Annotated in this window: 12 protein-coding genes; 10 read left to right on the top strand and 2 right to left on the bottom strand. The window is 68.8% G+C overall.

Annotation, left to right across the window (positions count from 1 at the left end; translation table 11 throughout):
- Positions 1-101: 101 nt before the first annotated feature.
- The 6 genes from IDM45_RS11625 (at position 102) to IDM45_RS11605 (ending at position 6,564) form a co-directional block, all read left to right on the top strand.
- Positions 102-1,973, top strand: a complete 1,872-nt coding sequence (locus IDM45_RS11625; RefSeq protein WP_209422985.1) for an Ig-like domain-containing protein — start codon at positions 102-104, stop codon at positions 1,971-1,973.
- Positions 1,910-2,407 (top strand): hypothetical protein, encoded by a 498-nt coding sequence (locus IDM45_RS11620; protein WP_209422984.1) that lies wholly within the window; start codon positions 1,910-1,912, stop codon positions 2,405-2,407. Before IDM45_RS11625 ends, IDM45_RS11620 begins: the two co-directional genes overlap by 64 nt.
- Before the next feature lie 156 nt (positions 2,408-2,563).
- Positions 2,564-3,346 carry an Lcl C-terminal domain-containing protein gene (locus IDM45_RS11615; protein WP_209422983.1) on the top strand — a complete coding sequence of 261 codons (783 nt, stop codon included), beginning with the start codon at positions 2,564-2,566 and terminating at the stop codon, positions 3,344-3,346.
- Positions 3,346-3,888, top strand: coding sequence for a hypothetical protein (locus IDM45_RS11610; RefSeq protein WP_209422982.1), 543 nt, complete (start codon positions 3,346-3,348; stop codon positions 3,886-3,888). The genes IDM45_RS11615 and IDM45_RS11610 overlap by 1 nt, the downstream gene beginning before the upstream one ends.
- Positions 3,885-4,016 carry a hypothetical protein gene (locus IDM45_RS17960; protein ID WP_267912110.1) on the top strand — a complete coding sequence of 44 codons (132 nt, stop codon included), beginning with the start codon at positions 3,885-3,887 and terminating at the stop codon, positions 4,014-4,016. The genes IDM45_RS11610 and IDM45_RS17960 overlap by 4 nt, the downstream gene beginning before the upstream one ends.
- A gap of 40 nt (positions 4,017-4,056) precedes the next feature.
- On the top strand, positions 4,057-6,564 hold the full coding sequence (locus IDM45_RS11605) for an Lcl C-terminal domain-containing protein (protein WP_209422981.1): 2,508 nt from the start codon (positions 4,057-4,059) through the stop codon (positions 6,562-6,564).
- Between the two features lie 89 nt (positions 6,565-6,653).
- Here IDM45_RS11605 and IDM45_RS11600 read toward each other — a convergent pair whose 3' ends face one another.
- Both IDM45_RS11600 and IDM45_RS11595 read right to left on the bottom strand, forming a co-directional pair.
- On the bottom strand, positions 6,654-8,135 hold the full coding sequence (locus tag IDM45_RS11600; protein WP_209422980.1) for an AMP nucleosidase: 1,482 nt from the start codon (positions 8,133-8,135) through the stop codon (positions 6,654-6,656).
- Positions 8,136-8,182: 47 nt separating this feature from the next.
- Complete coding sequence (locus IDM45_RS11595; RefSeq protein WP_325168972.1) at positions 8,183-10,219, bottom strand: putative bifunctional diguanylate cyclase/phosphodiesterase; 2,037 nt, start codon at positions 10,217-10,219, stop codon at positions 8,183-8,185.
- A 160-nt stretch (positions 10,220-10,379) separates the two neighbouring features.
- Between IDM45_RS11595 and IDM45_RS11590 the strand changes: the two genes are divergently transcribed.
- From IDM45_RS11590 to IDM45_RS11575, 4 genes are all read left to right on the top strand, one after another.
- Entirely contained in the window at positions 10,380-11,366 is a 987-nt protein-coding gene (locus IDM45_RS11590; RefSeq protein WP_209422978.1) for a cation diffusion facilitator family transporter, read from the top strand.
- Positions 11,363-11,827, top strand: coding sequence for a D-aminoacyl-tRNA deacylase (dtd, locus tag IDM45_RS11585; RefSeq protein WP_209422977.1), 465 nt, complete (start codon positions 11,363-11,365; stop codon positions 11,825-11,827). Before IDM45_RS11590 ends, dtd begins: the two co-directional genes overlap by 4 nt.
- A gap of 163 nt (positions 11,828-11,990) precedes the next feature.
- Positions 11,991-12,338, top strand: coding sequence for a helix-turn-helix domain-containing protein (locus tag IDM45_RS11580; RefSeq protein WP_209422976.1), 348 nt, complete (start codon positions 11,991-11,993; stop codon positions 12,336-12,338).
- A gap of 93 nt (positions 12,339-12,431) precedes the next feature.
- Complete coding sequence (locus IDM45_RS11575) at positions 12,432-13,037, top strand: HipA domain-containing protein (protein ID WP_209422975.1); 606 nt, start codon at positions 12,432-12,434, stop codon at positions 13,035-13,037.
- The last annotated feature ends 118 nt before the right edge of the window (positions 13,038-13,155 follow it).

The following is a 13,155-nucleotide window of genomic DNA, read 5'->3' as shown; positions in this document are numbered from 1 at the left end:
CCAATCCCGCCGGGAGCCTCGTCACCATGAATTTGCAAGCATCTACCGCCTGCTGGGCAGGAAGAGCCCTTCTTCAATGGCTGGTGTGTCTGCCGGCTGCGATGCCGCTGCTGGCCTTGGCCCAGGTCACCGCCCATGACCAGACCGCCCAGAGTGCCTACAACAGATGGTCGGAGTTCAGGCTCTCGGGCACCGACGATACGCCTGGCGGCCCCTACGCCATCAGCTACGCCATCGCATCGCTACCGCTGCATGGCACGCTGGGCAAGCTCGTTGCCACCAACGGCGTGTGGTCTGTCTCGTACCTGCCCGAAGATGGCTATGTGGGCCAAGACAGCTTCACCTACACCGCCAGCACCGTCAACGGCACCTCGGCTGCGGCCACTATTGCCGTCACCATGCACGCGCCCGTGCCGCCGGTGGCCAACAGCAGCAGCTACTACGTACCCTTCAATACCACAGCGGATTTGCTCCTGGGAGGAAACAACCCCAACTACCGCTCCGACCCGCGCGTGTACTACGAGCCCGTCGCCCCACCCGCGCATGGCAGCGTGGTATTTGGCGAATACAACGCCGTTGCCTACACACCGGAGACGGGCTACATGGGCACCGACAGCTTCACCTTCCGCGTGCGCCACCCCGTGTTTGGCCCGTCCAATGTGGCCACTGCCACCATCACCGTAGCCCGTGCCGCGCCGCCTGTGGCCCAGCCGGGCAACAGCTACGTGCCCCACGGCACAGCCACGGCCATCGCCCTGGTGGCGCAGGATGTCAATCCTGGTGGCCCCTACGCCCTGTCCTATGCCCTGGCCACGCCGCCCGGACATGGCAGCGTGGCCATCAGCGGCAGCAGCGCCACCTACACGCCCGCCGCAGGCCACTGGGGCGCGGACAGCTTCACGTTCACCGCCACTTCGGCCAACGGCACTTCCTTGCCCGCCACCGTGACGCTGCTGGTTGGCCAGCCGGTAGTGCTGGGCCTGGCTGCGGCCAGCCTCAACGACACCGGCCAGGGCCAGTGCGCCAGCGGCGCTGCCATGAACCCCTGCTTGCCCACTACCTCCGGGCAGGATGGCAGCCAGGGGCGTGATGCCCAGGCGGCTGCCGGCCAATTGCCCAAGGCAGGTGCTGGTGCTGCCGGCTTTGACTTCACCGCCCTCGATATGCAGGGCATGGCCATGGCAGCGGGCAGCCATGACTGTGTGGCCGACCGCACCACCGGCCTGGTCTGGTCGGCCCAGACCCTGCCCGCCCAGAGTCAGGCCGCCGCTGCCAGTGCTGCCACTGCGTACAGCCATTGCGGCCTGACTGGCGGCTGGCACCTGCCGACACGGCGCGAGTTGCTGTCCATCGTGCATCACGGCGCGAGTGGCCCGGCGATTGATGCCGGCTACTTCCCGGACACTGCCAGCGTCCCCTATTGGAGCGCCGACATAGCGCCGGGCGGTCAGGCCTGGGCTGTCAACTTCAGCGACGGCGCCACGCTGCGCAGCCCCGTCGGCCAGACATATGCCGTGCGCCTTGTCACGAGCCAGGTCAACCAGGCCCCAGCCATCACCCTGGGGGCCCAGGAGATCGTGCTGTCCAACAACGAGCGCCCCGGCCCGCGCACCTACCCCGGCTGGGCTACGGGCATCAGCGCCGGCTCCACGCGCGAGGCTGGGCAGCAGCTCATCGCCACCGTGCGGCTGCTGCCCGTGCCGGGCAGCAAGACGCTGGAGTTCGATGAGCCTCCCGCCATCGACCTGGCCACGGGCAACCTTACGTTCACCGTGCATCACCGCCTGTACCCCAACCCCACGGGCGACCACTGGAGCGACGGCATCACCCACTACTGGTGGACGTCGTCCGCCGGGCGCGTGCGTGTCGAAGTCACGCTGCAAGACGATGGCGGCACCGAAGGGGCGGGGTGGACACCACGGTCAAGAGCTTCGAGATCGAGGTTTCCCCCGTGCCCTATGCCTTCGACGTGAACATCAAGCACCCCTGGAAGGCTGCCTGCATACCCGTCTCCATGCATGCGCAGGACATCGACACGGACATGATGATCACCACCATCTATCCCAAGCGCTACTGGCCCTACTTCAAGATCAAGACCTATCCCTCCAAAGGCTTCCTGACAGACCAGGTCAGCTACCGCGCCGCGCCGCCCAGGATGCACAAGGCCAGCATCAGTGTGCCCTTGGGCGACGATCTGACAGGAACAGGACACGCCGGCATGACGGGCAACCGCGCGCCTGTTGCCGAGGTCGTCAGCCCCTGGGGCTTCTATGTCTCCACGCTGTGCTACGTGCCCTTCAGCAGCACCTTCTTGGGCGCCGATTCCTTCACCTACACCGTCATCGACGTGGATGACAACGAGAGTGCGCCCGCATCGGTAAGCATTGAAATCTTCGAGGTCATCTGATGGCTATCAAAAATATAGCTTTCAACCCTTGCTGCATAAGGGGTAGAGTCCAAAAAAGCCTTCAATGCTGCATGGCTGCCCTGGCCCTGCTGCCCCTGCTGGCGGGGGGCTCAACTCAATGACACTGGCCAGAACCGCTGCGCCAGTGCGGCGGCCATGATTCCTTGCTCCGCTGCCGCCACCGGACAGGATGGCAGCCAGGGGCGCGATGCCCAGGCGGCTGCCGGCCAATTGCCCAAGGTGGGCGCTGGTGCTGCCGGCTTTGACTTCACTGCCCTTGATGCGCTGGGCATGGCCACGGCAGCGGGCAGCCACGACTGCGTGGCTGACCATGTCACCGGCCTGGTCTGGTCTGCCGAAACCCTGGCCGCGCAGGGCTGGATGGATGCCGCCAGCGCTGCAGCCAGCTACAGCCATTGCGGCATCGCCAGCGGCTGGTACTTGCCCACGCGGCGCGAGTTGCTGTCCATCGTGCACCACGGCGCCAGCGGCCTGGCCATCGATGGCGATTATTTCCCTGCCACTGCCAGCGCCCCCTACTGGAGCAGTGACGCGGCACCGGGCGGCCAGGCCTGGGCTGTCAACTTCAGTGACGGCGCCACGCTGCGCAGCAGTGCCACGCAAACATACCCGGCGCGCTACGTCGCGCGGGTAGCCAACGTGGCACCACTGATCACCCTGGGAGCCAACATCGTGGTGCCGCGCGAAGACCGGCCCGGCCCGCGCATCTACCCTGGCTGGGCCACGGGCATCAGCCCAGGCCCGATGCGCGAGGCCGGGCAGCACCTCACGGCCACCGTCGAGCTGCTGCCCTTGCAGTCCGGCGATCCAAAGGCGCTGGAGTTCGAGACGCCGCCCGCCCTCGATCTGGCCACGGGCGACCTGACGTTCACCATCCAGCACCGCATCGATCCCGATCCATCAGACCGGGGGAACTGATGGAGGAGTGGTACTCCTCTGCCGGGCTGGCGCGCGTGCGCGTCACCTTGCACGACGACGGCGGCACGGCGAACGGCGGGCAGGACACGGCCAGCGCCGAGTTCACCATCTTCCTGGATCCGGCGCCCGTGGCCCTCGACCAGCCCATCAAGCATCCCTGGAAGGCCGCCTGCATCCCCATCTCCTTCATGGCGATGGACATAGACACCGACCCGGTGATTGCAGACACCTGGCACCAGGGCGACCCCTGGCCCTATCCGACGTTCCGCATCCTCACCTACCCCAGCAAAGGCTTCATCACCGACTACGTGTCCTACCACACCCCCGACGGCCACCAGGCGATCCGCTTTGCCAGCAAAGACCTGAGCTTCGACTACCTGCTGCCCCAGAGCGGCATGGTCAAGGTCGGCACCCAGGCCGCCGCAGCCACCGTCGTCGTCCAGGACAGCCAGCCCGACCTGCAGGCGGTGATGAACCCCAACCCCCCAGGGCGGGCTGGGACAAGCCCGGGAGCCTGCGCACGACCTTCAACTGGATCATGACCTGGTGCTACGTGCCGTTCAGCACCACTTTCGTCGGCTCCGACGTTCTCACCTTCGATGTCACCGACCCGGACGGCAACGTGAGCAACGCCGGGGCCATCAACATCGAGATTTTCGAAACAAAATAAAGGCGCCACTATGAAAAACAGAGCTGCAGGCGCTTGCCTCGTGGGCGCCAGGACTGAAAAACACCTCAAGCCCTGCGCCGCGCTGCTGTGGCTGCTGTACGCCACCCCTTGCGCAGCTGCGCTCACGCAGCAGTCCGACACCACCGTGGCCGACAGCGCCACTGCCCTCGCGTGGGATGCTTGCGCCTGGGGCCAGGCGCGCTCGGGCGGCACCTGCAGCGGCAATGCCACGGCGCTGACCTGGGCGCAGGCGCTAGCCGCCGCCCAGCAGGCCAACACCGCTGCCCACCTGGGCCACACAGATTGGCGCGTGCCCAACCGCACCGAGCTGGAATCGCTGGCGCTGCCCGGCGCCACCCCTGCCATTGACGCTGCAGTGTTTGCCAGCGCCATCGGTCGCTACTGGAGCAGCACCAGCTATCAGTCCATCCCTGATCAAGCCTGGAGTGTTGACTTTGCCGAGGGCGACAGCCTGCCGGCTGCCAAGACTGCGATCCAGGCATTGCGCCTGGTGCGTGGCGGATCGGCTGCCAGCGCCTGGGCAGCCAACCCCACTGCTGCTTTGCCATTGAGCAGTGGCGGCACAGCCCAGGTGCTGGTGAGCAGTGCAAATGGTGGCTGTTATTTCAGTACCGCGCAGTTCCAGGCCAACGCCATCGCTGATTCCTTGCCGGCAGGGGTGACGTCGGTGAGTGACTTGTTCAGCTTCATCTTGGATGGCTGTGCAGCCGGTGAGACGGCGACCATCCGCATCACTTGGCCCAGCCTTGCTGCCGGCGCCCAATACTGGCAGTACGGATCAACTTTTGGCAATGCGGCAGGGCATTGGTATCCGCTCAGTGGCGCTGCCATCAGCGGCAACACCATCGTGCTGACCATCCAGGATGGGGAGGAAGGAGACAACGACCTGGCTGCCAACGGCCAAATCAGGGGCTCTGGCAGCTTGGTCACAGTGGCTGCGCCGCCACCCCCACCACCCCCACCACCACCGCCACCGCCACCCCCACCACCTCCACCTCCACCTCCACCTCCACCTCCACCTCCACCGCCCGACCCCCAGGAGCCCCCCGCACCAGCCGAGCTGCACATCACCGCCCCCGGCACCGTGCAGCTCACCGAGCCGTCACGGCCCATCGTCATCGCCCCGGGTGCAGAGGGCGCCACGCTGGTGCTGCCGGGCGCGGGCAGCACGCCGGTGGCGCTGGCGCTGACCCTCAACGGCCAGGCGCTGGCCGTGCGCGCCCTGCCAGGCACGCAACTGCAGGTGGCGCTGCACCAGGGCGAGGCGCTTTTGGTGCTGCGCGTGCTGCAGGGCTGGGCCGAGTTGACGGCCAGCTGCGCCGGCCAGCCGCTGGTGCTGGCCGGCGCTGTGCTGCTGCGCGCCGCCAGCGCCGGCACGCGCGTCGAGGGCGTGCCGCTGGCCAGCGGTGTGCTGGCCGGTGCGCTGCTGGCGCCGCCGGGCCAGCTGCCCCAGCTGGACGCGCGCGGCCTGCTGGCCGGCGAGCGCCTGCGCATCGACGGCCAGGGCCGGGTCAGCGCCATCGAGCTGGGCACGGTCGGCGCTGCTGGAGGCGGTGCCGGCCCATCTGGCGCTACGGATGTGCCGCCGGGCGATGCGCTGGCGCTGCCCGAGCTGGGCGCGCAGGTGCGCTTTGCCGCTGCCCCGGTGCAGCTGCAGGGTGCGGTGGCGCGGTTGGCAGCAGGTGCGGCAGGTGCGCAGCCGCCAGCCCAGGCCCGCGAGGCCGGCAATGTCCCGGCCAGCGCTGCCGGCTGGCCCGCCGTGCTGCAGCAGCACGCCCGCGCCCTGGCCCAGGCGCTGGCGCTGGCGCCGGGGGCCGCCGCCAGCGTGCAGTTCGACCGCCACGGCCTGATGCTGTGGCGCCTGGGGCCATGGACGGCGGCGCTGGCCCCGCTGGCTGCCGTGCAGATCGACGTGCGCCGGCCCGATGGCCTGGGCTATACGCCCGAGGGCCTGGTGCAGATCGCCCACTCGGGCCTGGTGCTGACGCTGGCGCCCAGCGTGGCCGACTGGCCGGGCCTGGTGCAGGCGCTGGCCGCTGCCGCGCCCCAGGCCAGCGTGCAGCTCACGCCCGAGGGGGTGCTGGTGTTGCGCCTGGACGGTGCGCGCTGGGTGCTGCGCCCGGCGCTGCTGGCGCAATCGGGCGCGCCGCAGCCCGGCGCTTCAGCCGCGCCGGCTTGGCTCGATGCCGACGCCGACGGCACGCTGGTGCTGCAAGGCCCGCACGCGCAGCGCCTGCCCTGGGCGCTGGCCGACTACGCCCGCGCCCGCGCCGTGCTGCACGAGCTCCTGCCCGGCGCGCAGGTGCAAGCCGGCCTGGCGCCCGAGGGGGCGCTGCAGGTGCAGTTGCCAGAGGGCGCAGGCGCCTGGGCGCTGCTGCCCCAGCCGCAGTTGCGCAGCACTTGGCTGGAGCCTGGGCTGGCGGCGCTGTTTGCCGATGGCCAGCGCTGGGCCGTGGATGGCAGCGGCCAGTTGCTGCTGCGCCTGCCTACCGGCGTGCAGGCGCTGGCCATCGTGCCGCTGCCGTGAGGCCCTGGCGTATCAGCCCTGCAAGACGCTTCGTTTTCAATAGCTTGCAGCGCTTGTCCAGCAAAGGCCTGGCCCGGAAAACACCAAAATCACTGAAACGCCACCTCGGCAAAGCTGCGCAGCTTGCGGCTGTGCAGGCGGTGCGTGCCGCCGGCGCGCAGGATGTCGATGGCGCGCATCCCGATGCGCAGGTGCTGATCGACGCGCTCGCGGTAGAAGTGGTTGGCCATGCCGGGCAGCTTGATCTCGCCGTGCAGCGGCTTGTCGGATACGCACAGCAAGGTGCCGTAGGGCACGCGGAAGCGAAAGCCGTTGGCGGCAATCGTGGCGCTTTCCATGTCCAGCGCAATCGCCCGGCTCTGCGAGAAGCGCCGCTGCGGCAGGTTGTCGGGCAGCAGCTCCCAGTTGCGGTTGTCGGTGCTGGCCACGGTGCCGGTGCGCATGATGCGCTTCAATTGGTCGCCCGGCATTTGCGTGACCTCGGCCACCGCCTGCTGCAGCGCGACCTGGATCTCGGCCAGCGCCGGAATCGGCACCCACAGCGGCAGCTCTTCGTCGAGCACGTGATCCTCGCGCACATAGGCGTGCGCCAGCACGTAGTCGCCCAGCTGCTGGCTGTTGCGCAGGCCCGCGCAGTGGCCCAGCATCATCCAGGCGTGCGGGCGCAGGACGGCGATATGGTCGGTGATGGTCTTGGCGTTGGCCGGGCCGACGCCGATGTTGACCATGCTGGTGCCGCTTCTGTCCGCGCGCACCAGATGGTAGGCCGGCATCTGGGGCAGGCGCGGCAGGGCGGCGCCCAGCTCGTCGCCGGCCTCGCTCGGCAGGCCGGTGCGGCGCGTGACGACGTTGCCCGGCTCGACGAAGGCGATGTATTCGCTGTCCGGCCTGGCCATCTCGGCGCGGCCCAGGCGCACGAACTCGTCGATGTAGAACTGGTAGTTGGTGAACAGCACGAAGTTCTGGAACCACTCGGGCGCCGTGCCGGTGTAGTGGCGCAGGCGGTGCAGCGAATAGTCCACGCGCGGCGCGGTGAACAGCGCCAGCGGCTGCGCCTCGCCGGGGCGCGCCATGTGCGCGCCGTTGGCGATGCCGTCGTCCATGGCGCCCAGGTCGGGCAGGTCGAACACGTCGCGCATGAGCAGGCGCCGCTCGGCACTCAGCGAGCCTTCGATGTGGTCGTGCTCGGCAAAGGAGAAATGGATGGGGATGGGTTGCTCGGACAGGCCGACCTCCAGCTCCACGCCGTGGCTGGCGCGCAGCAGCTGGAATTGCTCCAGGTAGTAGCGCGCAAACAGGTCGGGGCGCGTCAGCGTGGTCTCGTAGCGCCCTGGCCCTTCGACGAAGCCATAGGCCAAGTGCGTGGGCGCGCGCGCCACGGTGGCGATGTGCATACGCACATAGGGGTAGAAGGCGCGCACCGGCGTGGCCGGGGTCTCGCCGGCGACGAAGCGCTGCATGGCGCAGCGCAGGTGCTCGATCTGCTGCTGGTACAAAAGCTGCACCTGCGCCAGGGCGGCGGCCGGGTCGCTGTGCAGGACGGGTTCGGGAAGGTCGGGTAGCGGCTGCATGGCGTGCATTGTCCATGCGCCGAATGACAGTTCAGGAGATGTTGCCCTCAGCCCGGCAGGGCCAGCATCCAGGCCTGGGCCTGCTGCGCCGGCAGCGGGCGCGAGATGCCGAAGCCCTGCGCCAGGTCGCAGCCGATGCGGCGCAGCAACTGCAGCTGCGCATCGCTCTCGACCCCTTCCGCCACGGACTTGAGCTGCAGGCTGCGCGCCAGCTGCACCACGGCGGTCACGATGGCCACGTCGTCGCTGTCGTGCGGCGTGTCCATGACGAAGGAGCGATCGACCTTGATCTTGTTGAGCGGGTAGTGCTTGAGGTAGGCCAGCGAGGAGTAGCCGGTGCCGAAGTCGTCCACCGTCACCGCCACGCCCAGCTCCTGCAGCGCCGCCAGCGTGGCCCGGGTGCCGGCCACGTCGTGCATCAACACCGATTCGGTGACCTCGACCTCCAGGTATTGCGGCGCCAGATTGCATTCGCGCAGCACCTGGGCGATATCGCTGACCACATCGCGCTGGCGGAACTCGATGGCCGACAGGTTGACCGCCACCGGCACGCGCGGCAGGCCGGCGTCGTGCCAGGCGCGCAACTGCTGGCAGGCGGCGCGCAGCACCCAGCGGCCGATGTGCGTGATCAGCCCGCGCGACTCGGCCAGTTCGATGAAGGCACTCGGCCCGACCAGTCCTTGCAGGGGATGCTGCCAGCGCACCAGCGCCTCCAGGCTGTGCAGCCGGCCCGTGGCCACTTCCACCTGCGGCTGATAGTGCAGCACGAAGGATTGCTGGGCGATGGCCTCGCGCAGCAGGTATTCCTGGTGCAGCAGTGCTGCCGGCTGGCCCTCCATGCCCGGGGCATAGAACAGGTGCGTACCGCGTCCGCTGTCCTTGGCCTGCTGCAGGGCGCTGGCGGCGCGGCGCAGCAGCTCGTCGGCCACCTGGCCGTCGTCCGGAAACAGGCTGATGCCCAGCGAGGGCGAAATCGATACCGGCGTGCCGGCGATGGTGCAAGGCGCGCGCAAGCGCTCCAGCAGCGCATCGGCCTCGCGCGCGGCCTGGGCGCGATCGATGGCGCCGGTCAGCAGCACCACGAACTGGTCGCTGCCGACGCGGGCGATGAAGCCGGGCCGCCCGGGCCGCTTGCCGTCCTGCAGGCGCCGCGCCACCTCGCACAGCAACTGGTCGCCGGCGGCGTGGCCCAGCGACTCGTTGACGGTGCGAAAGTGATCCAGATCCAGAAACAGCAGCGCGGCCTGGATGGGGCCGACTTGCGCGCGATGCTGCAGCCGTTCGAGCTGCAGCATCAGATGGCGCCGATTGGGCAGCTGCGTCAGCGCATCGTGCCAGGTCAGGAACTCGGCGCGCTGCTGCGCCTGGCGCCGCGCCGTGGCATCGCGCGCCACCACCACGCGGTAGCCGCCGGCGGCCTGCGGCATGGTCTTGCCGATCACCTCCAGCGCCACGATGGCGCCGCTCTTGTGCCGCACGGCAATCTCGTAGATGTCCTCGCGGCCCTGGGCCATGTAGCGGCGCACCGCCTCCTGATCCTGCGGGTGGATGAACTGCAGCAGGTGCTGCCCGATGATCTCGTCGCGCCGGTAGCCGGTCAGGCGCAGCAGCGCGTCGTTGCAGTCGGTGATGACGCCATCGGTGTGAAAGGCGATGCCCTCCTCGGTGGCGGCGGAGAACTTGCGCATCCGCTCTTCGCTTTGCTGCACCGCCCGCTCGGCGCGCAGCTGGCGGCTGCCGTCCTGGATCAGCACGGCAATGCCATGCACCTGCCGCGCGCCACTCCCATCGGCGGCAAATTGCGGCAAGACGCTGATCTGCCAGTGCTGGGCCTCGCTGCCCGCCGCTCCCTGGGCTAGGCGCAACTGGGCTGGCTGGCCGGCCAGCGCCTGCTGCAGCGCCGGCTGCAGCGCCTGCCACTGCGCGTCGTCGAGCAGCTCGCGCAGCGTGCGCCCCAGGGCGCTGGCGGGGCTGTGGCCGCTTTGGCGCGCGTAGTCCAGGCTGGCGAAGGTGCAGCGCAGCGAGGCGGCATCGAAGCAGGCCAGCAGGGTCGGCAGGGCATCGGGCTGCAGGGCCGGGGACACGCATATCTCAGCGCTGGCGGGCGCGCCGGCCTGGGGACGCAAGGGAGCAGGAGGGGTGGGAGCGACCGTGTCGTTCATGCAGGGAAACTTATAGCCCATCCGCAAGGGCTTGGCGAGATGCCGATGGCCCGCGCGGTGCGCGCTTCGCATAATCGCCGGCATGTCCGAACCCTTGTCCAACAAGCCCCTGCCCGGCTGGATGACGCCGGTGAACCTGCTGCGCGTGTCGGTGGGCGTGGCGCTGCTGACCATCGTGCTCAAGACTCTGGCCTGGTGGGTCAGCGGCTCGGTGGGCCTGCTGTCCGATGCGCTGGAGTCCTTTGTCAACCTGGCCGGCGCCATGTTCGCGCTGGCCATGGTCACGGTGGCGCAGCGCCCGGCAGACGACTGCCACCCCTACGGGCACCACAAGGCGGAGTATTTCTCCTCGGGCTTCGAGGGCATCCTGATCCTGGGCGCTGCCGTCGCCATCCTGTGGGCGGCGGGGCTGCGCCTGCTGCATCCCCAGCCGGTGCAGGAGCTGGGCTGGGGCCTGGGCCTGTCGCTGGCCAGCACGGCCTGCAACGGCGCCCTGGCCTGGGGCCTGCTGCGCGCCGCGCGCGTGCATCGCTCGGCAGCGCTGGAGGGCGATGCGCGCCATCTGCTGACCGATGTGTGGACGTCCATCGGCGTGGTCGTCGGCCTGCTGGCGGTGCGCGCCACCGGCTGGCTGTGGCTGGATCCGCTGGTGGCCATCGGCGTGGCGCTGAACATCCTGCGCGAGGGCGCGCGGCTGCTGTGGGATGCCTCGCAGGGCCTGATGGACAAGGCCATGCGGCCCGAGCAGCTGGCGCAGGTGCAGGCCGTGCTGGATCAGCACGCGGCAGACAACGCCGGTGCGGTGCAGTTCGACGGCCTGGTCTCGCGCCGTGCCGGTGCGCGCAGCCACCTGGAGCTGCACATGCACCTGCCGCACGACTGGACGCTGGGGCGCGCCGCGCGCGAGCGCCGCGCTGTCGAGCAGGCCCTTTTGCACGCCGTGCCCGGCCTGCGCGCCACCATCGAGTTGCTGCCGCGCGACCACGCCACGGTCTTCGAGACCATCCAGGCGCGGCGCGAGCAGGAAGAGCGGCAACAGGGCCAGAGCGGCGAGGAGGGAGCCGCATGATCAGCGTGCTGCAGCGCGTGCGCCAGGCGCATGTCGAAGTCGGGGGCCAGGTTATCGGGCGCATCGGCCCGGGCCTGCTGGTGCTGCTGTGCGCCGAGCAGGGCGATGGCGATGCCCAGGCTGAGCGCCTGCTGGCCAAGGTGCTGCGGCTGCGCGTGTTCAGCGACGCGGCCGGCAAGATGAACCGCAGCGTGCAGGACGTGGGCGGCGGGCTGCTCATCGTCAGCCAGTTCACGCTGGCCGCCGACACGCGCAGCGGCAACCGCCCGGGCTTCAGCCAGGCCGCCGCGCCCGCCGAGGGGCGGCGCCTGTACGAGCACTTCGTGCAGCGCGCCCGCGAGCTGCACCCGGATGTGCAGACCGGGGAGTTCGCCGCCGACATGCAGGTACACCTGGTCAACGACGGGCCGGTGACCATTCCGCTGCGCATCGAGCCGGCGGGGTCAATTCAAAAACAATAGCTGTCTGCGCTTGTCTGATCATGGTTTCAGGCGGTTTTGATGCTGAATTTGCCGGTTCCTGCCAGATTTCTCAGTATCAAGGTTGAACCAACATATATATTGCTTTTTTGTTCAATCTGCCTATGTATATGTCATGTCAAAACGATCTGCCACGATTGATGCCATGCCTGCCGCAGTGCTGAGCCACCTGCGCACCCTGGGCGAAGACCTGGCCATTGCCCGCAAGCGCCGGCGCGAGCCGCAAAAATCCTGGGCGCAGCGCATCGGTGTCTCGCAGCCCACGCTTGCGCGCATGGAAAAGGGAGATCCCAGCGTCTCCATGGGCGTCTATGCCACGGCCCTGTGGTTGATGGGGCGCTCCCAGGCCCTGGCCGAGTGCGCCGCGCCCGAACACGACCTGGGTGCCCTGGAGGATGCCGTGCGCGCTGCCCAGGCACGATCGGTGCGCCGGCGGCCTGCGCTCTATCCCCCGGCGGGTCAAGGCCGCAAGACAGGAGACGTTGCGCCATGATCGCTTTCGATCTGCAACGCTACCAGCCGCAGGACACGCTTTATCTGTGGTGGCTGGCCGACCCCGCTGCCGCGCCTGGCTGACGTCCAGGCCATGCAGGGACTGGTCGAGCAAATCCTGTCCGGTGAGCCGGTGCCACAGGAGCAGCGCCGCCTCATCGCCCCTGGCACCACCCTGGGTGGGGCGCGCCCCAAGGCCTTGCTGGAGCTGCAGGGGCATCCCTGGGTGCTGAAGTTCAACGAGCCTGGCGAGGCCATCGACATGGCGCTGGTCGAGCACGCCACCATGACGTTGGCGGCCCGCGCCGGCATGGAGGTTGCCCCCACGCTGCCCGTGCCGTTGCGTCGGGAGCACGCTGTGGCAGTGCGTCGCTTCGACCGTGAGGAGGGCGAGCGGCGGCGCCATGCGCTGTCCGCTCGGGTCGTCTTGCTGGCTGCTGGCGAACAGCCCGGCTATCCCGAGCTGGCGCAATGGCTGCGCCGACGCGGCGTGACGGCTGAAGGCCGTCACCGCGCGCAGATGCACGAGTTGTTTCGCCGCATGGTCTTCAACATCCTGATCGACAACACCGACGACCATGAGAAGAACCACGCCTTGCTGATGACGGCCACCGGCGAATACGAGCTGTCGCCAGCATTTGACGTACTGCCCTCGGGGCAGGCGTTGGGTTACCAGCAGATGCGCGTCGGTGCGGCCTGAAAAAACCCGAAGCCATCGCCCAGATCAGGCGGGTATGCGAAGTGGTTGCCGGATGGCAGGAGCATTTCGCAAGCGCGGGTGTGGCAGCGGCACAGGTGCAATTGCTTGCCGGACAGAT

The organism is Melaminivora jejuensis, assembly GCF_017811175.1.
Classification (GTDB): Bacteria; Pseudomonadota; Gammaproteobacteria; order Burkholderiales; family Burkholderiaceae_C; genus Melaminivora; species Melaminivora jejuensis.
Note: the sequence above shows the minus strand (reverse complement) of the source record. Positions and strands in the feature narration are given on the sequence as shown.